This window comes from Lacrimispora sp. 210928-DFI.3.58, from assembly GCF_020554865.1.
GTDB lineage: Bacteria > Bacillota > Clostridia > Lachnospirales > Lachnospiraceae > Enterocloster.
Window position 1 is genome coordinate 21856 of the sequence record NZ_JAJCIC010000002.1, and the last position, 26791, is coordinate 48646.

General features: G+C 50.9%; 20 protein-coding genes and 1 pseudogene. 1 reads left to right on the forward strand and 20 read right to left on the reverse strand.

What is annotated here, in order from left to right; translation table 11 throughout:
- Positions 1-148 precede the first annotated feature (148 nt).
- The 9 genes and pseudogenes from murC to aspA all read right to left on the reverse strand — a co-directional run bounded on the left by murC (position 149) and on the right by aspA (position 11711).
- The gene (murC, locus tag LIZ87_RS01445; RefSeq protein WP_178316761.1) at positions 149-1534 is read right to left on the reverse strand and encodes a UDP-N-acetylmuramate--L-alanine ligase; all 1386 of its coding nucleotides are present in this window, start codon (positions 1532-1534) and stop codon (positions 149-151) included.
- A 264-nt stretch (positions 1535-1798) separates the two neighbouring features.
- Positions 1799-3034, reverse strand: a complete 1236-nt coding sequence (locus LIZ87_RS01450; protein WP_227144949.1) for an NAD(P)-dependent oxidoreductase — start codon at positions 3032-3034, stop codon at positions 1799-1801.
- Positions 3035-3086: 52 nt separating this feature from the next.
- Positions 3087-3488, reverse strand: a pseudogene (locus LIZ87_RS01455) (NifB/NifX family molybdenum-iron cluster-binding protein); the annotation flags it as partial.
- A gap of 60 nt (positions 3489-3548) precedes the next feature.
- Positions 3549-3827, reverse strand: coding sequence for a type II toxin-antitoxin system HicB family antitoxin (locus tag LIZ87_RS01460; protein WP_178316758.1), 279 nt, complete (start codon positions 3825-3827; stop codon positions 3549-3551).
- Positions 3828-4131: 304 nt separating this feature from the next.
- Positions 4132-5439 (reverse strand): O-acetylhomoserine aminocarboxypropyltransferase/cysteine synthase family protein, encoded by a 1308-nt coding sequence (locus LIZ87_RS01465; protein ID WP_227144953.1) that lies wholly within the window; start codon positions 5437-5439, stop codon positions 4132-4134.
- 238 nt (positions 5440-5677) lie between these two features.
- Complete coding sequence (locus LIZ87_RS01470; protein ID WP_178315883.1) at positions 5678-6577, reverse strand: LysR family transcriptional regulator; 900 nt, start codon at positions 6575-6577, stop codon at positions 5678-5680.
- A 3-nt stretch (positions 6578-6580) separates the two neighbouring features.
- The gene (gene cysK, locus LIZ87_RS01475; RefSeq protein WP_178315882.1) at positions 6581-7513 is read right to left on the reverse strand and encodes a cysteine synthase A; all 933 of its coding nucleotides are present in this window, start codon (positions 7511-7513) and stop codon (positions 6581-6583) included.
- 110 nt (positions 7514-7623) lie between these two features.
- Complete coding sequence (locus tag LIZ87_RS01480; RefSeq protein WP_227144955.1) at positions 7624-10176, reverse strand: FAD-dependent oxidoreductase; 2553 nt, start codon at positions 10174-10176, stop codon at positions 7624-7626.
- 107 nt (positions 10177-10283) lie between these two features.
- Positions 10284-11711 carry an aspartate ammonia-lyase gene (aspA, locus tag LIZ87_RS01485; RefSeq protein WP_178317312.1) on the reverse strand — a complete coding sequence of 476 codons (1428 nt, stop codon included), beginning with the start codon at positions 11709-11711 and terminating at the stop codon, positions 10284-10286.
- 138 nt (positions 11712-11849) lie between these two features.
- Here aspA and LIZ87_RS01490 point away from each other — a divergent pair, with 138 nt between their 5' ends.
- Complete coding sequence (locus LIZ87_RS01490) at positions 11850-12788, forward strand: LysR family transcriptional regulator (protein WP_227144957.1); 939 nt, start codon at positions 11850-11852, stop codon at positions 12786-12788.
- Here LIZ87_RS01490 and LIZ87_RS01495 read toward each other — a convergent pair.
- From LIZ87_RS01495 to LIZ87_RS01545, 11 genes are all read right to left on the reverse strand, one after another.
- Complete coding sequence (locus LIZ87_RS01495) at positions 12754-13419, reverse strand: shikimate kinase (RefSeq protein WP_227144959.1); 666 nt, start codon at positions 13417-13419, stop codon at positions 12754-12756. The two genes, LIZ87_RS01490 and LIZ87_RS01495, sit on opposite strands and share 35 nt — an antisense overlap.
- Positions 13420-13453: 34 nt before the next feature.
- Complete coding sequence (locus LIZ87_RS01500; protein ID WP_178317314.1) at positions 13454-14038, reverse strand: flavin reductase family protein; 585 nt, start codon at positions 14036-14038, stop codon at positions 13454-13456.
- 203 nt (positions 14039-14241) lie between these two features.
- A complete protein-coding gene (locus LIZ87_RS01505) occupies positions 14242-15912 on the reverse strand; it encodes a putative manganese-dependent inorganic diphosphatase (RefSeq protein WP_178317315.1) in 1671 nt (556 codons plus the stop codon).
- Between the two features lie 457 nt (positions 15913-16369).
- Positions 16370-17851 carry an ATP-binding cassette domain-containing protein gene (locus LIZ87_RS01510; RefSeq protein WP_178317316.1) on the reverse strand — a complete coding sequence of 494 codons (1482 nt, stop codon included), beginning with the start codon at positions 17849-17851 and terminating at the stop codon, positions 16370-16372.
- Entirely contained in the window at positions 17848-18774 is a 927-nt protein-coding gene (locus tag LIZ87_RS01515; protein ID WP_227144962.1) for a sensor histidine kinase, read from the reverse strand. The genes LIZ87_RS01510 and LIZ87_RS01515 overlap by 4 nt, the downstream gene beginning before the upstream one ends.
- Positions 18775-18808: 34 nt before the next feature.
- Positions 18809-20404: a response regulator transcription factor gene (locus tag LIZ87_RS01520; RefSeq protein WP_227144964.1), complete on the reverse strand. Its 1596-nt coding sequence runs from the start codon at positions 20402-20404 to the stop codon at positions 18809-18811.
- A gap of 4 nt (positions 20405-20408) precedes the next feature.
- Entirely contained in the window at positions 20409-21371 is a 963-nt protein-coding gene (locus LIZ87_RS01525; RefSeq protein ID WP_227144966.1) for an ABC transporter permease, read from the reverse strand.
- A gap of 16 nt (positions 21372-21387) precedes the next feature.
- Entirely contained in the window at positions 21388-22878 is a 1491-nt protein-coding gene (locus tag LIZ87_RS01530; protein ID WP_227144968.1) for a sugar ABC transporter ATP-binding protein, read from the reverse strand.
- A 14-nt stretch (positions 22879-22892) separates the two neighbouring features.
- On the reverse strand, positions 22893-23717 hold the full coding sequence (locus LIZ87_RS01535) for an N-acyl homoserine lactonase family protein (protein WP_178315133.1): 825 nt from the start codon (positions 23715-23717) through the stop codon (positions 22893-22895).
- 95 nt (positions 23718-23812) lie between these two features.
- The gene (locus LIZ87_RS01540) at positions 23813-24919 is read right to left on the reverse strand and encodes a sugar ABC transporter substrate-binding protein (protein ID WP_227144970.1); all 1107 of its coding nucleotides are present in this window, start codon (positions 24917-24919) and stop codon (positions 23813-23815) included.
- Positions 24920-25172: 253 nt separating this feature from the next.
- Complete coding sequence (locus LIZ87_RS01545; protein WP_227144972.1) at positions 25173-26630, reverse strand: N-acetylmuramoyl-L-alanine amidase family protein; 1458 nt, start codon at positions 26628-26630, stop codon at positions 25173-25175.
- Between the last annotated feature and the right edge of the window lie 161 nt (positions 26631-26791).

A 26791-nucleotide genomic window follows, 5' to 3' on the forward strand; every position in this document is an offset into this window, starting at 1 on the left:
CATAAATGTCATTTTTCCCTCAAAAACCCCATTTTTCCGTATAAATCCTGGTTTTTGAAAATCGTGCGACATTTTATTATGTTAATCTAAAAATCCACATAGCTTCTTTACATAAAATGTTGAAAACTATGTGGATAATGTGGATAACTTACTGTCCCAGAAGCTTTTCCCCGACTTTTACGATATCTCCGGCTCCCATAGTTATCAACAGATCACCGTTTATACAATTTTCCAAAAGAAAGGTCTCGATCTCGTCAAAGGAGGGGATAAAATGGGCTTTTGTCCCCAGCTTCTCAATACGGTCCGCAATATCACCGGAGCTCACCCCTAAGGTGTCTGTCTCCCTGGCGGCATAGATATCTGCCAGGATGACCTCATCTGCCGCAGACAGAGCCTCGGCAAATTCATCCAGAAAAGCCTTTGTCCTGGTGTAGGTGTGAGGCTGGAATACGCACCACAGCTTCCGGTGAGGATAATTTTTCGCAGCCTTCAGAGTTGCCTCGATCTCTCTCGGATGATGGGCATAGTCATCAATGATGGTCACTCCGCCGATCTCGCCCTTTTTCTCAAACCTTCTGTCTGTGCCCGTAAACTGCTTCAGGCCCGCCATAATCCCCTCAAAGCCAATGCCTAACTCCATGGCAACTGCAATGGCAGCCAGAGAATTATATACATTGTGCTCTCCCGGCACTCCCAGGGTAATGCGGTTTACCACCTCTCCCTGGACGATCAGGTCATAGGAGGCTCTTGCATATTCATCATATGTAATATTCCCGGCTGTGTATGCGCTGGAGGGATCCTTTCCAAAGGTCACTGTGCGGCAGGCAAGTCCCTTTGTGATCTCCTGCCAGTTCTGAATGCCGCTGTTGATCACAAGCAGCCCTCCTGCCGGAAGCTTCTCTGCAAACAGGCGGAAGGAATGGCGGATATCCTCAATATCCTTAAAGAAATCCAGATGATCCTCCTCGATATTTAAGATCACCTCCATGGTAGGGAAGAAGGACAGGAAGCTGTTGGTGTACTCACAAGCCTCTGTGACAAACAGATCCGGGCCTCCCACACGGATATTTCCTCCAATGTCCCTTAAAATGCCGCCCACCGATATGGTAGGATCTGTCCCTGCTGCCAAAAGGATGTCTGTGATCATGGAGGTGGTAGTCGTCTTTCCATGGGTTCCTGACACAGCCACTGCCTGCTTATAGTTGCGCATCATCTCACCCAGAAGCTCTGCCCTTGTGAGCATGGGAAGTCCCTTTGCCACAGCGGCCTGAAACTCCGGATTGTCCTCATGGATCGCAGCAGTGTAGACCACCACCTGGATACCTGGCTCCGCTTCAATATTGGCCGCCCGCTGGCCGTAATAAACTCTGGCCCCCTTTGCCTCCAGATGCTTTGTCAGCTCCGTCTCATGGGAATCAGAGCCAGATACCGTAAAGCCCTCCTCCAGCAGGATCTCTGCCAGGCCGCTCATACTGATGCCTCCGATTCCTATAAAATGGATATGTGAACTCTTGTCAAAATCTATCTGATACATGGTTATGCTTCCTTTCCAACCGATATATTATAGTATGAAGGAACGGAAGCCTTTGACAGGATCCGTTCCTTCCTTATTATATCAGATAACTTATGAATTTTCCAGTTGCTGTTCACAGCTCGGCTAAAAAACAGCCATTCTGTGAACAGCAATACGCTTCACGATGCACACAAACCGCAAAAACGCGGTTTGGCGCTCCTGTCCTCGGGTTTTCTGCGACTTCCGCTGCGCTGCACTCACAAAAAACACCTCGCGGGATACCTTCTATTCACCAGAATTTTCCAGCCCCTGCATATACGCATGCATGGACTCTGCCACCACCTTACTGCGGGCAACCGCCTCCACAACGGTACGGGCTCCGTTTACCACATCGCCGGATGCAAATATCCCCGGCCTGGTGGTCCGTCCATACTCGTCCGCCACCAGAAGTCCTCTGGCATTGGCCTCCAGCCCCTGGGTGGTATTGACAATGCGGTTCTGGGGCCCCTGGCTGATGGAAATGATCACGCTGTCAGCCTCATAGAGCTTCTCGGAATCCGGCACATCCTCAAACCTGCCGTCCTCTGTTTCGATGATACTCTTGAAGATAACGCCCTCATCTGTAATCTCCACAGGAGCCTTGTTGTATTCAAACTCCACACCCTCCAGCTGGGCATAGCTGAACTCGTACTGGCTGGCAGCCACCTTCTTTGTAAGGGAGAAGCAGGTGAGGTAGCGCACGCCCTTGCGCAGGGCTGTTCTGGCCACGTCCATGGCGGCATTTCCAGCGCCGATGACAATGACCCGCTCGCCCAGATGGTAGCTGTCCGGGTTATTTAAGTAGTTGATGCCAAAATGTACATGCCCCAGGGTCTCTCCCTTGATATGAAGGGCATTCGGCTTCCAAACGCCGGTGCCCACGAAGATGGCCTTGTAACCGTCACGGAACAGATCGTCCACTCCGATGGCTCCTCCGATATGGACATTTGGCCTCACCTTGATGCCCTTTAACTCCAGATGACGGTATTCGATGTCATCCAGAACGCTCTTAGGCAGGCGGAACTCCGGGATGCCGTAGCGCAGGACGCCGCCGATCTTGTCCTTGCCCTCAAAGATCGTCACCTGATAGCCGTACCGCGCCAGGATAATGGCAATGGTCAGTCCCGCAGGGCCGGAGCCGATGATAGCCACCCGCATCCCATTAGAGGCAGCCGGCCCCTTTATCATCTTTGTGGCATAGGTGGTGGAAATATAATTTTCAATGGTGGAAAAATGGACAGGCGCTCCCTTCCGTCCCAGAACGCAGTGTCCCTCGCACTGGTTCTCGTGATTGCAGACCAGGCTGCACACGGTAGTCAGGGGATTGTTGTAGAAAAGCAGCTCCCCGGCCTCGTCCAGCTTGTTCTCCTTTAACAGCCGGATAACGTCGGGAATGGGCGTGCTGATGGGACAGCCCTTTTGGCACTGGGGCACCTTGCAGCCCAGACAGCGGTTCGCCTCGTCCATAACATGTAATGCCATATTGTAACCTCCTTATATACAGGATCCGGGCCTTTCAGCCTCTGATGCCCTGTTATTCTCCGCAATGATGGCTGCCGCAGCCATGCTCCCCACAGCTTCCCTCATGATGGCCCTCATGTTCGTGATGGCTGCAGCTTGCATCCGGATCAAAGGACAAGCTTCCTGCTGCCAGGGCCTCTGCCGCCTTATCTGCATCTCCGGATACGCCTCCGTATAAGCGGATACCGGCCTCTGCTAAGGCTGTACGCGCTCCGCCTCCAATACCGCCGCAGATCAGATCCGTCACCTGGTTCTCCTTCAAAAAGCCTGCCAGGGCTCCGTGTCCGCTCCCATTCGTATCGATCACCTCTGAGCTCTTTACACAGCCTTCCTCTACCTCATAGACCTTAAACTGCTCCGTATGTCCAAAATGCTGGAAAATCTGTCCATTATCGTATGTTACTGCAATCTTCATTCTCTATCTCTCCTTTTATTCCATACATGATATTTTTTCTCTTTGAGGCCTGCAGAGCCATTAATCATTATCCGGCAAAAGCTTCACCGAGACCATGATGAATTTTACAAAATCCCCCTCGGACAGTTCAATATCCTCAATATGGGACTGGGATGGAAACTCATATGTCTGCTCCTCCAGCTCCACCATGAGCCAGTTATATGCCGCATCCCTGGCATTCTCCACCGCATCCTCCAGATCCGGTCCCTCTGCCTCACAGCACTCTAAATCCGGGAATGTTACATGATAGCCCTTCCCCTCCTCTTTGGGAGTAAATACGGCTGGATAGGTAAATGTCATCCTCTTTTCCTCCTCGTCTGAACATGCTCTGAAACTATTTTATCCTAATCCGGAAGGAATATCAATGCCTTTCAGGTTTTGTACGGTTTTTCATCCACAGGATTCCCGGTTGGGGATGTTTTAGTGCCACCGCTCCATGAAAGCCTGGCGGGCGCATTGGGCATACCTGAATACATGCCGCCTTGCGGCGGCGGGACTTTCATAGTAAGAATACACAGAGCGGGAAGGCTCCCGCTCTGGAAAACGCCACAAGAGCCAGGGATCTGTAATAGATTCCCGGCTCTTGTGCTTATCTGGCCAATGTTTACTTTACTGCCTGAAAGGCTTCCTCCAAATCCTCAATGATATCATCAATATGCTCTGTGCCAATGGACAGGCGGATGGTATTTGGCTTGATGCCCTGGTCTAACAGTTCTTCTGCTGTCAGCTGGGAGTGGGTCGTGGAAGCCGGGTGGATCACCAGGGATTTCACATCTGCCACATTTGCCAGCAGAGAGAACAGCTCTAAGTTGTCAATAAATTCCTTTGCTGTTTCCTCATCGCCTTTGATCTCAAAGGTGAAAATAGAACCGCCGCCGTTAGGGAAGTACTTCTTATAAAGAGCCTGCTGCTCCGGATCATCGGAAACAGAGGGATGGTGCACCGCTTCCACCTGCGGATGCTTGCTTAAGTACTCTACTACCTTCAGGGCATTTTCAGTATGGCGCTCTACGCGCAGAGAGAGAGTTTCAAGTCCCTGAAGGAAGAAAAACGCATGGAAGGGTGAAAGTGTTGCACCCGTATCCCTCAAAAGAATCGCACGGATCTTTGTGACAAATGCAGCGGGACCTACGGCCTTTGTAAAGCTTACGCCGTGGTAGCTGGGGTTTGGCTCTGTCAGTGAAGGGAATTTTCCGCTTGCCTCCCAGTCAAATTTGCCGCTGTCTACGATCACGCCGCCGATGGTGGTGCCGTGTCCTCCAATGAATTTGGTAGCAGAGTGTACAACGATGTCTGCGCCATATTCAAAGGGGCGTACCAGGTATGGAGTTGCAAATGTATTGTCTACTACAAGAGGTATCTTGTGGGCATGAGCGATTCCTGCCAGTCTTTCCAGATCAACTACATCGGAGTTGGGATTTCCCAGTGTCTCCACATGGATGGCCTTTGTGTTCTCCTGGATAGCTGCCTCCACCTCTTCATAGTTAAATGGGTCCACAAAGGTGGCTTTGATTCCGTACTCCGGAAGGGTATGGGCAAGGAGGTTGTAGGTGCCGCCGTAAATATTTTTCGCTGCTACGATGTGATCTCCTGCCTTTGCCAGGTTCTGGAAAGTGTAGGAGATAGCTGCCGCACCGGAAGCCACTGCCAGGGCCGCAACGCCGCCCTCCAGGGCTGCGATCCTCTTCTCAAATACATCCTCTGTAGGATTCGTCAGTCTTCCATAAATATTTCCCGCATCTGTAAGGCCAAATCTGGCTGCTGCATGAGCGCTGTTTCTGAATACATAGGAGGAGGTCTGGTAAATAGGAACTGCTCTCGCGTCTGTCGCCGGATCCGGCTGCTCCTGCCCTACATGAAGCTGTAATGTCTCGAATTTCAATTCTCTCTGCTCATAGGTCTTCTTGCTCATAGTTTTCTCTCCTTTTCTCTCCGTTTTATGCTTTCCATATTCCCGCAGTCTTTTCTCTCTGGCAGGCTGCCAGGTATTATCACGCTATTCCTATCTGTTTACAAGGAAAGCCTATCATATTTCATTCCATCCGTCTAATACGAAAAAGCACCAGCTTGTTATAGGCAGATCCTATAGCAAGCCGGTGCAGTTCGTTTTTTTTATTGTCTTTATCCGGTACACACCAATGTATTGACCGTTAGCCGCTGTATTTCCTGATCTCTTCCAGATATTTCTGTCCCAGAGGACTGATAGCCGTGCCCTTCCGGCAGAGGTAGCCGATGGTCATAACCTCATCGGATTTTAAGGGAACGGCACAGTAGTCAGAGCCGTTGAGTTCCTCACAGATAATGCCGGAACACAGGGTGTAGCCATTGAGGCCCACCATAAGATTCAGCATGGTGGCCCTGTCATTGGCCTTTATGAGGCGTTTGTACTCATAGGTACTTAAGACCTCCTCGGCAAAGTAAAAGGAATTAAAGCTTCCCTGCTCAAAGGAAAGGCAGGGGTATTCTGCCAGCTCCTCTAAGGTGATCGACTCCTTTGCAGCCAGTGGATTGCCTTTCCACATATATACGTATATCCCGCATTCCAGCAGATCATGGAATTCCAGGCCATACTCCTTAAACAGCTTTGTCAGAACCCGGCTGTTGAAATGGTTCAGGTACAGAATACCGATCTCGCTCCGGAAATTCTTTACGTCTTCGATCACCTCATATGTTTTTGTCTCGTGGACCGCAAATTCATATTCATCCATGCCAAACTGCTGCACCATTTTCACAAAGGCATTGACAGCAAAGGAATAATGCTGCATAGACACGCTGAATTTCTTTTTGATGTTCTTTTTTTCTATATACCTTGATTCGATCAGCTGGTACTGCTCCACCACCTGCCTGGCATAGCCCAGAAATTCTTCTCCCTCCGGCGTAACGGTGATGCCCCGGTTGGTGCGCCGGAAAACCTCTACTCCGATCTCCGTCTCCAGCTCCCTGATGGAGGCGGATAGGCTGGGCTGGGTAATAAAAAGCGCCCTGGCAGCCTCATTCATGGAATTGGTATCAGATACAGCAATGGCATATTTTAACTGGGTCAGAGTCATCTGCTATTCCTCTGTGAACAGCGGTGTGGACAGATAGCGGTCCCCTGTGTCAGGAAACAGCACCACAATGGTCTTGCCCTTATTCTCCGGCCGCTCTGCCAGGAGGGTGGCGGCATGAAGGGCTGCTCCTGAGGATATCCCCACCAGTATTCCTTCTTTTTTTGCGATCATGCGTCCGGCAGCATAGGCATCCCGATCCTCCACCGGGATGATCTCATCATAAATCCCGGTATTCAGCGTATCCGGCACAAAATTAGCTCCGATCCCCTGGATGCCATGAGGGCCGGCTACTCCCTTTGTGAGAACAGGCGAGCTGGCTGGCTCCACTGCCACCACTTTTACTGCGGGATTTTTCTCCTTCAGGTATTCTCCCACACCTGTGATGGTACCTCCGGTGCCCACTCCGGCTACAAAGATGTCCACCTGTCCCTCTGTGTCCTCCCAGATCTCCGGCCCCGTGGTCCTGCGGTGGGCCTCCGGGTTAGCCGGGTTGGTAAATTGTCCGGGAATAAAGCTTCCCGGTATCTCAGCCGCCAGCTCCTCTGCCTTGCCGATCGCTCCCTTCATGCCCTCGGAACCCTTTGTGAGAACTACCTGAGCGCCATAAGCCTTTAGCAGGTTGCGCCGCTCCACGCTCATGGTGTCCGGCATGGTGAGGATCAGACGGTAGCCTCGCGCTGCGGCCACCGCTGCCAGTCCAATGCCTGTGTTGCCGCTGGTGGGCTCGATGATCACAGCCCCCGGCTTTAGCAGCCCCTTTTCCTCCGCATCCTCGATCATAGCCTTCCCGATCCTGTCCTTGGCGCTTCCGGCAGGATTCAGATATTCAAGCTTTGCCAGTATGGCAGCGGACAGGCCTTTTGCCTCACTGTAATTCTGCAGTTTAAGCAGCGGCGTCCTTCCCACCAATTCTGTGATTGAATTATATACCTTCATTTTACCTTCTACTCTCCATCCTTACCCTTCGTAAAACCTATTTGTATAGTGGGTTTATTTTATCACTCATTATTTTTCCTGTCAATCCACAACTGTTTTATACCTTCCACTTACCCGCCAATAACCTGCTGATAGGAGGCATGGTCCTCCAGAGCCTTTGTCATAGCTGCCATCTCTGATAAATCTCCCAGCAGGATCACACCGCAGAGGCGGTTGTTGAGGAAGAAATATTTGCGGTACTGGCCTTTTCCCATGTCCCTGAACTCCACTGTCTTGTACAGGAGGTTCTGGTTCTTTCCATTGTCTCCTGCTGCAAAGAGGGCAGTGTTCATGCCATGGAAGGTCAGAGCCGGGGAAACGGGATGATATTCCAGGCGCTCTCCAGCAGCGCTGGCCCCTGCTATCTTTCCCTGCTCCACTGCCTGGGGCCAGATGCCGTAGTTCGCTCCCTGGTATTCCGCACAGTCTCCGCAGGCATAGATAGAAGGAAGACTGGTCTCCATGGCCTCATTGACCTTGATCCCCCGGCCTGTCTCAAGTCCGATGTCCTCTGCCAGCTTCGTATTCGGCCGCACTCCGGCAGAGATAACTACCAGCTCCGCCTCAAAACTGGTTCCATCTGCCAGGCAGACAGCCGATACATGAGCCTGACCGTCTCTCTCTTCTCCCCGGATGGCTGAAACCGCCGCACCTGTGCAGATGGTGATCCCCTGGCGGGCTGCAATATCTTTTAAGATCTCCCCTGCTCCTGCATCCAGCTGCCTTCCCATAAGCATGGGCGCTGCCTCCAGCACAGTCACGGAAAACCCGGCCTTCTTAAGCTCCCAGGCTGCTTCCAGCCCCAGGACGCCTCCTCCGATCACCACCGCATGCTTTGCCCCGCTCATCAGGCGCTCTGCCTTCTTTGTATCCTCCAGGCGGCGGATCGCCACCACCTCAGGAAGCTTTGCCCCTGGAATAGGCGGGATAAAGCACTCGCTTCCCAGTGCATAGATCAGCCTTGTAAAATGGATCCTGCTTCCGTCATCTAAGCACACGGACTTGTCCTTTACATCGATGGATGTGATCTGCTTATCCAGCATCTGATATACCTGGTTTTCCTCATACCAGCCCGGCTCCGCAATGGCGATCTGGTCTGCCTCCAGTCCTGCCACCAGCGCCTTTGTCAGCATAGGGCGGTTGTAGGAGCTGTAGGGCTCGTTGGAGATCATCACCACGGTGCCCGTCTTGTCGCGTTCACGGATGGCCTTCGCTGCATTGAAGCCTGCGGCGCCATTTCCCAGGATCACATAAAATTCCTCTGTGTTGTTGGTAAAACCGCTCTCCTCCACTTCCACCGGGACAAAATTCTCACGTCCCACCCCGCAGACAGGGCAGATGTCCAAGGAGGCATCGAAGATCTCGCCGCACACAAGGCATTTTACAAGCTGGCGTCCTCCCTTTTTCTTTGGTGTGGGCATTTCCTTCTGAAGCACCTTGCAGCCGAACTGGAAGCCGTACTCATAGGAGCTGACCAGATCAGCCTCCCCTGGCTTAAAGCGGATGCGCAGGCCATCGGAAACCTTCATTTTCAGCTGCTTTAACCTCTGGGTAAGGTTGGGAACGCCCTCGCCGCTCCAGCCATAGCTGCCAAATACCCCTGCATACTTCCCCCCGTGGGTGGCCGGGAACATAGATAACGTCAGATCCCAGATCGGCTTTAAGGCTTCTCCTACGATCGTGGGAGTTCCTAAAAGGAAGCCATCGGCAAACAGCAGCTCCTCTCCCACCTTTGCAGCATCTGCTGTCACCATATCGTAAAGCCTGACATCGATCTCGCCGCTGTCACGGATCCCCTCTGCGATCTTCTCGGCCATCATCCCTGTGTAGCCGTAGGCGCTGACATAGGGGATAATGACGGTCTTACGCGGGTTGGGATTCACTACGGTGGACCATTCCCTGTACTGCTCCATCACCTGGCGGATGCGCTCTCCCACCAGCACAGGGCCGTGTCCTGTACAGACCATAGTGATGTCCATGCCCTCCACCCGGTCAAGAGCCTTCAGCATAAAGGGCTTGAAGGGGCCGATAATGCAGTCATAGTAGTATTTTAAGGCCTTCTGGTAGTCCTCCTCCTTCTCAATGGCTGTGGAGACCACTTCAGGCAGGCAGTAGTGGGAGCCAAAGGAATCGCAGGTCACAAGGATCTGCTCCTCTGCGATAAAGGTGTACATGGTGTCCGGCCAATGGAGGTTGGGCACCACCATGAAATGGAGCGTCCTGCTGCCAATGGTCATCTCCTGATTGTCCTTGACTGCCAGGCTTACAAAATCGCGGTTGACGATCTCCTTTAAAAAGCTGATGGCACAGGCGGTAGCTACGATCTTCATCTGAGGGCTGTAATCCAGCAGCCGCTCCACGCTTCCCGCATGATCCGGCTCTGTGTGGCTGACGATCAGATAATCAATGTCCGTGACATCGATCACCTCCTTAAGCCCCTCCAGATATTCCTCAAAAAATTTTGCCTTTGCCGTCTCAAACAGGATGGTCTTCCCCCCTGTTTTCATCACATAGGAGTTGTAGGTGGTGCCGAATTCTGTGTACATGATAATGTCAAATACACGCAGCTTGTCATCAATGATCCCTGTCCAATAGAAATTGTCCCTCAGTTTGATTGGTTTCATGCTTTACCTCCTTTTGAGCTGTTCTGCACTGTTGCGTTTTATACATTTTACCATAAGTCTGGCCCTGAAAGGAGGTTTTTTATACGATTTACAAAATTTTTACCATATTATCTGGCAGCCAGTATATTTTTTCCCAGTATACCCGGCTCTGTCATGGTGTAAGGGTCTAATATGGTATTTAACTGCTCTTCTCCCAGAAGCCCCTTTTCCAGGATCAGCTGCTTTACAGGCTTATTCGTTGCAAGGGCTTCCTTTGCGATGTCAGCTGCCTTCTCATACCCCACATAAGGACAGATGGCTGTTATGATGCCGATACTGTTATCCACCATCTGCCTGCACCGCTCTTCATTGGCAGTGATGCCTGTGATGCAGTTGTCCACCAGGGTCTTCACAGCAGAGGTCAGGGTCTCAATGGACTGGAACAGGTTGTAGAAAATAATGGGTTCAAAAGCATTTAACTCCAGCTGGCCGGCCTCTGCGGCCATGGTGATCGTCATATCGTTTCCGATAATGTTGAAGGCCACCTGGTTCACCACCTCCGGGATGACCGGGTTGATCTTGCCGGGCATGATGGAGGAGCCGTTCTGCCTTGCCGGAAGATTGATCTCCCCAAAGCCTGTCCTGGGGCCGGAAGACATGAGGCGCAGGTCATTTGACATCTTTGACAGATTTACGGCACAGGTCTTCACGATCCCCGACACGGAAGCATAGCTGTCCAGATTCTGGGTGGCATCGATCAGGTCATAGGACTGGACCAGATCCTGGCCCGACAGGGTGGAAATGTTCTTTACTACCCGCTTTAAATACTGGACGTCCGCATTCAAGCCCGTTCCGATAGCGGTTCCTCCCAGATTCAGGCATTTGATCTCATCCTTTGCATTTTCAAAGCGGCGGATATCCCTGCGGATAGCCGTGCTGTAGGCACGGAACTCCTGGCCCAGACGGATGGGCACCGCATCCTGGAGCTGGGTCCTTCCCATCTTGATAACAGAATCAAACTCCACAGATTTCTGCTCTAAAGCCTCCTCTAAGCGGATCAGCTGGGCCTGGGCATTGGAAAGCAGCTTAAGGGCCGCCATCTTGCCGCAGGACGGGAACACATCGTTGGTAGACTGTCCGAAATTCACGTGGTCATTTGGATTGACAATGGTATAATCTCCCTTTTTACCCCCTAGGATCTCAATAGCCCTGTTGGCAATGACCTCATTGGCATTCATATTCAGGGAGGTCCCCGCGCCGCCCTGGATCGGGTCCACAATAAACTGGTCGTGGAGCTTACCGCTTATGATCTCATCACAGGCCTTTACAATGGCATCTGTGCGCTTCTTGTCCAGCTCTCCCACTTCAAAATTGGTGATGGCTGCCGCCTTTTTGATCTGGGCAACGCTGTTAATGAGCTCCGGGTGCATTTTCAGGCCTGTTATGTAGAAGTTTTCGTAGGCCCTTAAGGTCTGGATGCCGTAGTAGGCCTCTGCAGGCACTTCCTTTGTGCCGATGGAATCGTGCTCTATGCGGTATTCTCTATTTTCTGTCATGGTGATTTCCCCCTTTTCTTTTGTGCAGCTTCTCTGCTTTCCTCTTGATTTCATTATAAAATCCGGCTACAATAGAAGCAAATACTTATAATATTATACTTAGTATAGATATTAATCTATAATGTCAGGGGGATATCCATGTTTGAAGGAATGGCGTATGTTTATGAGGTCTACAAGGAGATGAGCTTTTCCAAAGCCGCTAAAAACCTGTACATTTCCCAGCCATCCCTCAGTGCTGCAGTGAAAAAGGCGGAAAGCCGGATCGGGTTTCCGATATTTGACAGAAGCACTACGCCCATCGGGCTTACGGACCTGGGCCGGGAATATATACGCTCTGTTGAAATGATCATGGATATTGAAAATGGCTTTGGAAATTATGTGAATGATGTGAATGAACTGAAAAGCGGGGCGATCTCCATCGGCGGGACCAACCTGTTTGCCTCCTACATCCTCCCGCCCCTGCTCTCACGTTTTACAGAAAAATACCCTTCTGTCCTGGTAAACCTGACAGAGGCCAGCACGGCTGAGCTTACAGAGCGGCTTTTTTCCGGCAAGCTGGATCTGATGATCGACAACCATTACATGGATTCGGATATCTTTGAAAAACAATTTTTCTGCGAGGAACACCTGATCCTGGCTGCGCCAAAGAAGCTGGTGGAGGCAAGCTTAAGCGATACCTACGGTCTCACTGCGGGAGACATAAAAAGAGGGCACCATCTTCAGCCAGATGTACCCTCGATTCCTCTAAAGCTTTTACAAGGCGCTCCCTTTTTATTTCTGAAATCCGGCAATGACACCAGGACCCGCGCAGACCACATCTGCCAGGAAAGCCGCTTTTCTCCTGCAATCAAGCTGAAGCTGGACCAGCAGGTCACTGCCTACAACCTATCCTGTTACGGCATGGGCATCTCCTTTACAGGAGATATCCTGATAAAGCACGTGCCGGAAAACGAAAACCTGATCTTCTTTAAGCTCGGAAGCCGCGAAGCCACCAGGGATGTCAACTTTTACTATAAGCGCAGCCGGTATATGACGCGGACGGTCAAGGAGTTTCTTCGGCTGCTGGATGGGGAATAGAAGCGCCCACAGCTGCCAGCTGCGCCCGCAGCTCTTTGATCTCCCGCTCATACGCAGCCAGCTTCTTATCCTTCTCCTCCAGCCTGAGCTTCTGTTCCTCCACAATGCTCTGGATCATATCCTTATCCATCATCCCCTCGATGATGTCCCTTAATTCATCCACCGTCTGGCCCGGCGTTTTGCCTGCCTCGTCAATGGTGATATCCGCATATTTTTCATAATAGGGCACCCGCTCATTATAGAGATCCCTTAAGGTGAAACCGGGCTTTAAGGCAACGCCCCGGTCAACCACATTGCCGATGCGCTTCTCCATCTCCTCATAGCTCATCTTCAGATAGACCACCTCACTGATCTCCTTTAAGTGCTCCATGGCCTCTTCCCCGTAAATGACGCTGCCGCCGGGCGCGATCACAGAGAGGCTTACATCCAGCCCGGCGTTGATGCGGTTCTCCACTGCAAGGAAGCCGTCCATTCCCTCATCGGCAATGATCTCCTTTAAGAGCCTTCCCTCCTTCTCCTGGATCACGATATCCACATCCACAAAGGAAAAGCCCAGCCTCTTAGCCAGCAGAACTCCTATGGTACTTTTGCCTGAAGAGGGCATTCCTATCATTGTAATATTCGGTTTCATCTCTTTCTATCCTCCGTTTTCCCAGCCTCTGCTGTTATTTTCCTCTTTTCTTTCCCGGTTTCTTTTTCACGGAATAGCCAAAGCTCCCCAGCTTTTTCCCCAGCTCAAAATATTCGCCGTGGGAGTAGCTCACAAGGCCGGATGCATTCAGGTTGAACTTCCCTTTATCATCCATGTACTGGTTGTCAATGGTGACTCCCACTACCTGGGCCAGAAACAAGTCGTGGCTTCCCAGCTCCTTTCTCTCTGTCACACGGCATTCGATATTCACCGGGCTTTCCTCAATGCCTGGGGCCTTCACATATCTGGAAACCTGAGGCGTCAGCCTTGTCTCCTTAAACTTATCCACCTCCCGGCCGGACTTTACGCCGCAGTAATCCGCAGCCCGCACCAGCCGCTTATTTACCAGGTTGATGACAAACTCTCCTGTTTCCTTTATGATCTGGTGGGAATAGCGCTCCTTTCTCACCGAGATCGAGACCATAGCCGGATCAGAGCACACGGTCCCGGCCCAGGCTACTGTTATGATATTGGGCTTTTCCCCCTCCCTGCCGCAGCTCACCATCACTGCGGGTACGGGATAGAGCATATTCCCCGGCTTCCAGTATTCTTTTCCCATGCTTCCTCCTGTCTGCGGGCCTGCCAGCCTGCAGTCCCTTCTTTTCTATGTTTTCTTTTTCTATCTTGAGTTTCCGAATATTGCGCCGTGCCTGCCGTGAGAACAACTGAGGCGGCTTTACCTTTACAGCACACCGCGGCATGGAAATGGCCTCCTTGCCTTCTCCATGCCGCGTTTCCATCTCCGCTATTGAACGTTCTGCCCTACTCCTGCTCTGCCAGCATCAGCTCCGGTATCAGCTGCTTCTTGCGTGAAACGACTCCCGGCAGGCTGATCACCGGCTCTGTGCGAACTGCTGCCTCCTCAATATCCTGATGGAAGGCCCTGGCTGCCAGCTGAATGGCTCCCTGTCCATGACAGATCAGGTCTGTGGATTCTGTCAGGATGTTCGTCAGCATGAAAAATACCATATCCAGGCCATTGCGCTCCCCTGCATTTTCCATGAACTGTACCATGCGGCCTCTCAGTGCCTTCAGCTCCTTCCCGTTGAGGGAGGTGATCTGTCCCACCCCGATCATGGCCTTTCCAACCGTAAACCGCTTGAAATCCTGATAGAAGATCTCTTCGTCTGTTCTGTCCCGCAGATTGCTTCCGGCACTGAACATATCCATGGCGTATTTTTCAATATCCAGACCTGCGATCTTCGCCAATGCCCTGGCTGCCATCTCGTCCACCGGAGTACAGGTGGGCGAGCGGAACAGCAGTGTGTCAGACACGATCGCACTGCACAGAAGACCTGCGATCTTCCTCTCAAGCTCGATTCCCGCTTCCTGATACATCTGGAAAATAATGGTAGCCGTACAGCCCAGAGGCTGGTTGCGGAAGAATACCGGCGCCATGGTCTGGACAGTCCCCAGCCTGTGGTGGTCAATGATCTCCAGGATCTCCGCATTTTCAATGCCGGAAACCGCCTGGCTCTTCTCGTTGTGGTCCACTAAGATGACCTGCTTGCCCCTTGCGCCCAACAGATTTCTGCGGGAGATCATTCCTAAGTATCTCCCCTCCTTGTCAAGAATGGGGAAATCGCGGTGACGCTTGCTTGCCATCACGTCTCTAATCTCGTCAATGTAGTCCTCGCTGTCAAAGGTGATCAGATGCTCCCTTGTCATAAAATAGCTGATGGGCATGCTCTGGTTGATAAGACGTGCAGCCGTGTAGGTATCGTAGGTAGTGGCGATCACGGTGCAGCCCCTGTCCTGGGCGATCTTTTTGATCGTCATGGAGACACCTGCGCCCTCACACACGATAATGCAGTCGGCCCCCATCTCAATGGCGCACAGCTGTGATTCGTAGCGGTTTCCCAGGATCACCAGATCATGGGGCTCGATGTAAAATTCCATAAGGTCGGGATTGGCTGCCGCGATCAGAACCTTTCCCTTGTTAAAATAGGCATTTGCATCTCCTACCAGGATGTCAGCCTCCAATGTCTCCAGTATGTTGGAGTACTGGGTGTTGGCCTTTGAGAGGATGCTGCTGTCATAGATATTCATATAGGTCTTCGTGATATCGCCTACGGTGATCAGCCCCTCCAGAGTGCCGTCCTCCCGCACAGCGGGGATCGTCACCACATTGTTCTCCTGCATGATGTTCCAGGCCTTTTTTAAGGAAATGTTGTCTGCCACTCCCTTTGTCTTTCGTATCTCAATATCCTTTACCTGGGTCCTTACATCCTCTACCAGCTTCGGCTCCTCCACGCCAAAGAACTCCAGCACATACTGGGTCTCACTGTTCACATGTCCTGCCCTCGCCGGTACATACTCATCCCCTGTAACCGCATGTTTTAAATTAGCATAGCAAATTGCCGAACAGATCGAATCCGTATCCGGATTCCTGTGTCCGATGACCGTTGTTTTCCGTTTTAACTCCTGCTCCATTTCTTCTCCCCTATTTTTTCATACATGTTTCTTGCTATGAGTGTTCACATTATACCATGTCCTTTGTCCATGGTACCCTCTGGGAGATGTACACGGTTCGGTCCGTATTTTTCCTCCCTGTGGTCGGAACCGAACCGGCACGGTATAATGTCTCACGACATTATACCATATTTATCTTTGACGGGGTAGTCTAATAATCTATACAATTTTTCGCAGCGAAAATGATTCATAATCTATTTACACCAAGTTCACATTTCGTTCATATTTATTTTTTATACTATTTTCATAAGAAAAAAGCATTTCAAAACAGATTACTAGTAAAATTGCACATAGATTTTTCATAATTGCCCCGGTTGCTTGTCAACCGGGGTCTCCTCATTTTATGCAGTTTGTTGTAGCTATTCAGCCATGCGGCAATTTGTACGGAAATATGGCGGACAGCCAAAGCTTCTTATTTTCATGCTTTTTGAAAACAAGAAGATGGCATGGCTGAATAGTTACCAGTTTGTTCTCTTATCAGCCTCCCCTCCTTCATAATGTAAACGCGGTCACACAGCTCGTATATTTCCCTTGTATTCGGCGAAAACAGGATGGCTCCGAATTCCTTTTCCCTCAGTTCGTTTAAAAACCGCACAACAATATTGCGCATGATCATATCTGTTCCCGAAAGCACATTGTTCAGTACCACCACCTTGGAACGGTTTAAGATCCACTTGTACAGGGCGGCGGTGAGCTGTTCCTTATTGCCTACGTCCTTAATAGGCTTTTTTAAATATTCAAGGGGAATATTTAACCGTCTTAGGAGGTCGCAGACCACCATCCTCTCCAGCTTCGCATTGATGGCTGTCCGAAAAGTCAGGCGGTCCAGGCTGGTGATCGTCAGGTTATCACGGAAGGACAGCTTTGGAAAAATGCTGGTCCTATAGTCATCCACATAGCCGAATCCGGCCCTGATCATGGCTCCGCGCCCTGCCTTTACATTCACTGCATTTCCCTCCAGAAGCATGGCGCCTGATATCGGTTCCTCCTTTCCCATGAACAGATGGAGCACATCGGTGCAGATGATCTTCTCCTCGTCAAGAAAGCCAATGACCTCCCCCTTTTTTAAGGTAAAGGACAGATTTTTCAGCTTCCTTCCTGAAATCCCCCTGGCAGACAGCAGAACCCCCTTTTCCCGGTCCGGCATAGCCTTTTCAATGGTCTCAGGCACGCTGTAATCGCCCATCATGATCTTTCGGATATTCTGGATCTCATACTCCTCCCGGAACAGGATCCCCTCATCCCGCCCGTTCCGCAGGATGACAAGCCGGTCCGTGAAGGAAAGCACCCGTTCAGGCATGGATTCAATTAGGAGGATGCTTACCCCCTTATGCTTCAGCCTAAGCAGCAGCGCCCCCAGCTTTCGAAACTCCTCCTCCGTATAGTCATTGGTAATATTGTCGATAATAATCAATTTCGCATGGAGATAGTAGGCCCGCAGGATCTCCACCTGGTGTCTTTCCCACAGCGTCAGATCTTTCACCGATGCCCTGGTATCCATCCGGATATCCAGGGAGCGCAGGGCCTCCCGGACAGTGGCGGTCTGGCGCTTATGCGGAAAATAGGCAGAACCGAGGAAGTCCTTTTCCGTCAGGCAGATATTTTCTTCCATCGACAGGCAGGAAAACAGCGCCGGCTCTGCCTTGATATGATAGACTCCCTTTTCCGCCGCCTGCTTGATGCCGCTTGCCTCCAGCCTTTCACCGGACATCCAGATCTGTCCCGAATCACAGGTGCGGATGCCGGACAATATCTCTCCTATCACAGACTTTCCGGAGCCGCTTAAGCCTGTCATACCCAGTATTTCCCTCTCATATACAGACAGGCTTAAGCCCTCCAGTATAGGGCTGCCGTTAATGACCTTTCTGATATTTTCCGCTCTGAGGACCTCTCTTCTCATCGTGTCCCCCTTTCCAGCTCCTTCTTTTCCAGAGGCAGGTTGATCTCAACCGTAGTGCCCACATCCAGGGTGCTTCTGACCTTTAAGCCATATTGGTTTCCATAATAGAATTTCAGGCGTTTGTCCACATTGAGCAGGGCGATCCCTGACCCCTTCTTCTTTTTTTCCGGCGCTCCAAAATATTCCTCCTCGTCCTGCTGATCCAGCCTCCGGCGAAGCCTTTCTAACGTCTCCTCCCTCATCCCCAGGCCATTGTCCGTAATGAACAATACAATAGCGCTCTCTGTCCGAAAAGCCTTTACCTTCACATACCCCCTGCCCATCTTCATCTCCAGACCATGGTGTATGGCATTTTCCACAATCGGCTGGATCGTCAGTATGGGCATACGGTAGCTTAAGATCTCCTGGTCTTCAATCTCCTCCATATACTCTGCCTTGTCGGGAAAGCGGTACTGCTGGATCAGAAGATAATTCTTCACATTATCCAGCTCCTCCTTTAATGTCGCCATCTTCCCAGGCCTGGATATGCTGTAGCGGAACAGGGTGGACAGGGACTCTGTCATGGCCGCGATATCGTCTGCATCCCGCAGAAGGGCATAGCTTCGGATCGTATCCAGTGTATTGTAGAGAAAATGGGGATTGATCTGGCTTTGGAGGGCAAATACCTCTGCCTGGGTGCGGAGATTCTGAGCCTTGTACTCATCCTGGCAGGCCTTTTTTACGGTAAGGATCATGTGATCCAAGGGCGCACTTAAAAACTTAAGATACCAGAAGCAGAAAACCGCCTCAGTCACAACATAGACCGCCATAAACGCCCAAAAACAGCCTGCCGCCCTGTCCCTGCACAGAAAAAAGGCTGTTCCGAAAAAGAGCACGGAAAAGATCAGGCTTCCTGCCAGCAGAAAAACTGTCCTCCGGTTCACATATTCTTTTTGATTTCTTAAATCCTGTTCCATATCAATTATAAAACTTTCTGTAGTCTACTGGTTTGATTCCCACCGCTTTGATAAACAGCTTACTGAAATATCTGGTATCCGTATATCCCACCTTATAGGCAATCTCATTAATGGTCAGATTGGTCTCCCGTATCAGCCTCTGGGCCTCCTCCATCCGCACCTGGGTCAGATAGCTGGTGATGGTCATCCCTGTCTCCTTTTTGAATATGCTGCTGCCATACGCATAAGAAAGCTGAGCTGCCCCTGCGATCTCCTCCAAAGACAGGTTTTCCCCATAATGCTCGCGGATATAAAGCTTCATGGACCTGATCGGCCTGCTGATCCCATCCTTTTTCTTCTGTCCTGCAGCGAGGATCTGCTCTGAAGCCTCCTTCAGACAGACCTGATAGATATCCTCCGCAGAGCAGCAAAAGTCGGTCTTTTGGGCAAGCAGGCTGCTGCTCTGAGGTTCCTCTGACTGGAGGCGCATTCCCACATAGCCCACAGCTGCCTCCAGAAAATGCCTGATATAGTAAGGATCCTCCCGGTACCAGCGTTTCACATCCTCATAAAGCTTCTGAAACAGCTCCCCAAATACCTGCTCATCCAGCTCATAAAGCGCCCTGTCGATCCTCCGCTTCAGTTCCTCCGGAAGCTCTAAGCCCTCCAGAAGATTTCTTTCTCCCCGGTACACGATCAATGTCCCGCTTTCCTCCCGAAGGCGCTGCATGATCCCATAATCTGCGCTCAGGAATGCATAGCCGAGCTGATCCTTCCCGGATACCCTCTGTCCTATGGCCGCGCTTACCTGATACATATTGTACTGGGAAATCTTATCCTTTACCAGAGCATCCACTTTTCGGATAATATCACGAAACTGGGCATCTCCAGTATGAAACAGCAGATAATATCTGGATTCCTGGCAATAGGCCTCCAGGTCAAAGCAGTCATCCTTAATGGCCCGGTAATACTTTTCACCCATGGCTTCCACGTTTTCTGCCAGAAAATCAGCCTCCACCCTGTCATCAAAGTCCAGCTTTACGATCAGCACGCAGAAAATGCCTTCCCTCACATGAAAAACCTCCTCCAGAGAGGATCTGGGCTGCTCATTTAACAGAGCGTGAGGGCTTATGAGCTGCTTTACACAGGCTGCCAGGATCTCCTTTCTTTTTGTGATCCGGTTCTGGGCAATGGTGTGCTCCATATCTGCGATCCTGGTCTTCAGCTTTTCTGTCTCTCCCTGCTTTCTCTGCACCTGCTCCAAGGCACTGTTTAACTCGTCTGCCTTAATAGGCTTTAACAGATAGGCCAATACTCCATAGCGGATCGCACTCTGGGCATAGCGGAAATCCTTGTAGCCGCTGATGATGATAAACTCTGCCATGCTCCCCAGCTCTCTGGCTGCCTGTATCATTTCAATGCCATTTAAGCCGGGCATTCTGATATCGGTTATCACAATGTCCGGCTTTTCCCTCTCTATCATAGAAAGAGCACTCTTTCCATCTGTCGTCTCCCCAACGATCTGATGGGCAATATCCCGGCTGATCAGCTTTTTGATCAGCAGGATAATGCTCACCTCATCGTCAGCAATCAAAATCTTAAGCAAATTGTCCTCCAAACATTTATTCCTTCTCCGCCTTCTTCGTTGCAAATCCGTCCAGGGCAACCGCAAAGAGAATAAACAGGCCAATAACTACCTGATGCCAGAACGTGTTGACATTTAAAAGGCTCAGTCCATTTTTGATCGTAGCCATGAGGATCGCTCCCAGGGCGGTCCCGAACATATTTCCTTTGCCTCCCGACATGCTGGTTCCTCCGATGACCGTAGCTGCGATGGCATCCATCTCATAGGCATTTCCCGCGGTCGGGACTGCTGCCTCGCTTCGTGAAGCCAGGATGATCCCTGCCACGGAGCAGAACACGCCGCTTAAGACAAAGATCAGGATCTTGATCTTATCCACATTGATGCCCACCAGCTTCGCCGCATCCTCATTGCTTCCGATCGATACCGTATAGCGTCCGAATTTTGTCTTATAAAACAGGTAACAGCTGATCCCGAATATGATCACTGTAATGATAATGGGCACCGGGATCGGGCCAATATAGCCCTGTCCGAAAAACTGGATCTCCGGATATTTGAGGCCGTACAGAGGGATCCCCTTTGTGTACACATAGATCAGCCCCCTCAAGATACTCATGGTTCCCAGAGTAGCGATAAAATATGCCATTCTGAGCTTTGTCACCAGGATACCGTTGATAAAGCCAATGGCAGCTCCCAAAAGAATGACCACAACAATAGCCAGATAAATATTATACCCTCCTAATATCATAGCTGCAAGTACCATACCCGATACGCCTACGGTGGAGCCTACGGACAGGTCGATCCCTCCTAAGGAGATCACAAAGGTCATGGCAAAGCCTACGATCGCCGTGTAAACTGCCTGCCGGATCCCCACCATGATATTAGAAAATTTCAGAAAATTGGGGCACGCAATGCTTAAGGTGATGAAAACGGCCAGATAGACAAAAATGATGCCGATCCCATCCACATTCATTAGCTTGTTTAAGATCTTGTTATTTTTCATGTTCAGTCATTCTCCTTTATACGGAATACTGCTTGATTTCTTCAGTGGTGGTATCTTTCGCGCTCAGCACTGCCGATATCTTTCCGCCCTTCATCACCAGGATCTTGTCACAGATCCCTATGACCTCCTCCTCTTCCGAGGAGACCACGATAACCCCCTTCCGGTTCGCCACACACGCTCCGATGGTCTCATACACTTCCGTTTTCGCGTTCACATCGATCCCTCTGGTGGGCTCCTCCAAAAGCAGCACATCGGCATCTGTCATCATCCACCGCGACAGCATCACCTTCTGCTGGTTTCCCCCGCTCAAGGCTGCGATGTTCTGGGAACGGCTGCTGCATTTTACCTTTAACCCGGCAATGTACTGGTCCGCCGCCCTGTTTTCCATGGATTTCATAATGGTGCCAAAGCGGCATATTTTCGGAAGGGAGGCGATGGATGTGTTCCAGGCCAGATCCTGCTTTAAAAACAGTCCCTCCACCTTTCTCTCTGCCGGCAAAAAGGCGATCCCGGCATCCATAGCATCCTTGATCGTATTCCCATAGGTCTTCTCCTTCAGCCTTACCGTTCCCTTTTTCAGTTTTCTCTCTCCAAAGACCGTGCGGATGACTTCATTCTTCCCGCAGCCCTCCAGCCCCACGATGCCCAGTATCTCTCCTCTGTGAAGCTGGAAGGAGATCCCCTCAAACACCGTGCCGTCAGAGATATCCTCTGCCTCCATCAGCACCTCCCCCAAAGGCACCGTACGCTTTGGATATTTGTTTTTCAGCTCTCTGCCCACCATGTCGGAGATAATGCGGTCAATGGTAAATTCCGGCACTGGCCCCTCATCCACCTTCTGACCGTCCCGGAGAATGGAAATGGTATCGCATATCTCCAAAAGCTCATCCAAATGGTGGGAAATAAAGATAATCGAATGGCCCTTTTCCTTTAAGCCCCTGATCACTCCAAAGAGCTTATCACGCTCCGCTGCCTGAAGGGAGGCTGTAGGCTCGTCCATAATGATGATCTGGGCATTGGCATAGACCGTTCTTGCGATCTCCACCATCTGCTTCCCGGCCAAAGGCATATAACGCAGAGGCATTTGGGCATTCAGCCGGACATCCAGCTGGCGAAACAGGATATCTTCTGCGATCCGCTTCATCTCCTGGTATTTCAGCGGAGCAATGAGGGATTTCTTCCCTGTCAGCTCCCGGTTGAGAAAGATATTCTGAACCGCATTCAGATCCGGGATAACGCTTAACTCCTGGTAAATGGTGCTGATGCCCAGCTTCTGAGCCGCCTCCGCATTGGGGATATCCACCTTTTTTCCGTTCAGTATGATCTCGCCGGAGGTAGCCCTGTAGATCCCGCAGAGGATCTTGATAAGAGTAGACTTTCCTGCTCCATTTTCACCGATCAGCCCCAGGACCTCACCTCTATGTAAGGTCAGATCCACGCCCCTTAACACTTCTACAGGCCCAAAGGACTTGTAAATGTCCTTCATTTCAAGCACAACCTCGTTCATGCATATCCCTCCTGTCAATCGTAATATTCCGGCACGAATTTCAGCTGGCTGTACTGGCCGATATCATGGCCGAACAGGACCTTTGCGTGATACTTCCTTTCCAGGCGGCGGATCCTTTCCACGGTCTTTTGGTATCCAATGGTATCGTAGGCCAGTCCTGGAAAACGGATGGGCGGCCCATAATTGGCTGCCGTATTCACACAGTCAGACACCAGAAGAAAGTTTCCGCTTTCCTTCAGGGTCACAAGAAGCCCCATCATTCCGAAGGTATGGCCCGGCCCGAAATTGATGATCTTTATGCCGTCAAGGAGCTCCCGCTCCTCCTCCTCATCGTCCACCAGACTCCAGCACACTTCCTTGTCCAGCCAGGCCTTAATGTCATTTTTAATATATCCTCCCATGTCCCCGTGAAGGGCATAAAGGCGCATGGTTCCTGTCAGCTCCCTGTCGCTTACCAGGATCTCGGCCTTATCAAAAAATTCAATGCAGCCTGCATGGTCCTCATGGAGATGGGAAAGGACAATGTGCGTTACATCATCCGTCCTGTACCCCAATGTTTTAAGGGCTGCCAGGATCCCCTCACGTTCCCCGATCTCCACCGGCGTCCGCAGCCTGTTTCCCTCATCCCACCGGACAGTCATGGCCTCCGGGTGGCAGCCCGTATCGTAGAGGACCAGACCGTCCTCATTTTCAATGATCATACAGGTCACCGGGGACTTGGCCCAAATACTTTGTACCTGATTCTCCTTTGCTGTCCCCAGCGCCGGCATGCAGACCATATTTGCCAGGTCGCAGTGGATCATGCCGCCGCTTACGATGTACATTCTCTTATTCGCCATAAATCCTCTCTCCTTTATCAGACGCAGGACCAGCCCTTTTTCAGTCCAAAATACCCGCATGGCTTGCACAGTGCGGGTATTTCGGACGTTACAATTTACTCAAAGATCACTCTGTCAAGTTCGCCTAAATTGTTGATGTCGTAAACCTTAGACGGCCTGTTGATCACCTTCTCTACTTCTTTTCCGTTTACACAAAAATCGATCACTGCATCTACAATATCAAAGCCAGTGCCGTACTCGCCTACATCAATGGTTGCCTGCATTTCTCCTGCCTCAATGGCAGCAACTCCGTCCTTTGTACAGCCAAAGCCGACTACGGAAACCTGGTCCAGAAGATTTCTCTCCTTGATCACGGTCAGGCCGCCCAGAACCATCTCGTCATAAGGTCCGTAAAGGATGGTGATATCGGGATTGGAGGTCAGGATGCTCTCTGTCACGCTCTGTCCCTTCTCCCTTGTCCAGTCAGCTGTCTGGGATGCTACGATCGGAAGATTCTCATTATCACCGATGGCTGCCTTAAAGCCGTCCATACGCTTTGTATTTACAACGCCTGCATAGCCCTCCAGAACAGCGATCTTCTGCGCATCTGCTCCCAGGTTTTCATTGATCCACTGACCGATCTCAAAGCCCGCCTGCTCCTGATCATAGCCAATGCTGGATACATAATAAATGTTTTCCTCATTGATCTCTGTCATGTTAAACAGGAATACAGGGATATCCGCCTCAGCTGCCTCTCTCAGGTAGGGAAGCATGGACTCGTCAGACTCTGTTGCCAGTGCGATGGCATCCACGCCCTGCTGGATCATGGTCTCCATAATGTTGCCCTGCTCTGTGATGGTGCTGGCATTGCTGGAGGGCGCCTGTACGATCAGCTCAATGTCTGCTCCTGTCTCCTCAATATGCTTCTTTGCGCCGTTGATGGTCATGGTGTAGGCCGTATTCATGGTAACTGGGATCAATCCTAATTTGATCGTGCGGTCTGTGATCTGCCTGGGCTTTACTGCATATTCCTCCGCTGCCGCCTCTGTGCTCTCTGCCTCTGTGCTTTCTGCTGCCTCAGAGGCCTCTGCCTGCTCCTCCTTTGCTGCCTCGGTGGCTGCTGTCGTTGCCGGAGCCTGTGTCTGCTGGTTGGATGTAGAACAGCCTCCAAGAGTCGCCGCTGTGATCGATGCCGCCATCATAAAACCAATAAATTTTCTCATGTGTACCTCCCGTCTTGTCATGAAAACTGCTGTTGTTTTCAGGTTTTGTTATGTTTAAATTATACATTGTGCACAGAATTCCCACAATGCGTCTAGTTTTTGAATTGGTGCGAAAATCTTTCGATTTTTTGCCCTGTCTTATATAAAAAAGAAGCCTGTTCGGAGGGCTTTTTGTTACATAGGCGGCTCCGAAAAGTTTTCCTGCACAAAAAAAGAGAAGCCTCATCTCTGAGACTTCCCCCTTATTCTCCGCCTAAGCCGTATACACATAATCAAAGGCTGCCGTTGGAAGGGCCTTTCCGCTCTTTACCTCCTCCTTCTTCTCTCCGTCCTCGTCCACTGTATAGACCGCTCCGTCCTCGATCAGGTAAGCGTCCTTTCCTGCTGACTGGTACTTCTTTTCACCTGTCTGGATCCTGCCGGATTCATTCACAAGGTAGATGGTTCCGTTTACAAGGAAGGGCTGGTAGTCTGTTCCCTCCTTTGCTGTCACAAGGAGCCCGCCGTAGTAGAGGAAGCCGTCCTTCTCTCCTGTAAGGCCTGCGCCCTTGTCGGAGCCTGAGGTGTTGAAGTAGCAGATAAGCTCTTTGCCTGACTTGTCTGTGATCTCTGTCACGCGGCCATAATGCATGATGCCCTTTGAACCGGCTGCGCCGAAATATCCGTTCTGGCTGGTGCTTCCCTTCCGCAGCTTCACAAGCCCGGTGTGCATGCAGCCATACTGGTCAAAGAAATAGGAATCCCCGTCAATGCGCACAGCTGCATCATTCATGGAGGAGGCGCCGGACTTTAAGAACGCCAGTGTTCCGTCATTTTTAAAATAATAGCGGCAGCTCTCTCCCTTTTTCGGCCCCTCATAGTCTGCCTTGCTGACCTTTAAGACAGCTCCGTCCTCCGAATCCCAGGGATGCTGCTTCAATTCCAGCCACTGGCTCTTTACAATGCCCTCGTCCTTGTCTCCCAGATACAGGAAGCGGGTAATCCCCAGGGCATCTCCCGGCTCCGCTGTGGCGCGGACCGCATGCCAGCCTGTGAGCATGACGCCGTTCTCGTCAAAATAATATTTCTTTCCTTCGATAGTAATGGGCTCATAATCCTTGCTTTTCGCCCGCTTTGCCTTTCCGTTTTTCTGGAAATAGAACCAGCGGCCCTGGCTGCTGCCTGCCTTTAGATCTCTGGAAATATCTCCCTCCTTCGGAGGCATCTTCTCATTGTACTCCAGAAACTGCCAGCCGCTCTGGGCAAAGCCCTGCTCCTCGTCTCCCAGGTAATAGATCTCCCCGCCCTCATAATGCCAGCCGGTGCGCATCCTGCCGTCATTGTCAAAGGTGTAGCGGAAATCGTCTATGATCTTCCAGTCGTTCTTTTCTGCCTTTCCGTCCCGGCCGACATAGTACCAGCCGGGTTCCTTCAGGCCTGTGCTTCCGTCCTCCTCTACCCATGTATTCTTCTGCATGGCTCCCTGGCTGTCCACATAATATGTATCCTCGATCCACGTATCCACGGCTACATTGCCCCTGCTGTCCAGGTAATAGGAGGTCCCGTCATCTGTCCTCCATTCATTTTTCACGTAGCTCCCGTTGTTATCCACAAACCGTTTTACTCCACTCTCTTCCGTCCATCCAGGCTGGGCCGCCATCGCTGCCATTGATATCGATACCCCCAGCACAAGACCTGCCCCCAGGGCCGTAAACAATTGATATCTACTCATCACTCCACCTCCTATACTCTTATTTTATCAGAAATACAAGAAAAATTCATCACAATCTGCATAACAATCTTGAAAGATTTCATTACATTTTCAATTTTTAGGGAAAATAGTAACCATTCAGAACGGGGCATCTTCTTGAATGACATTCGTCATTCAAGAAG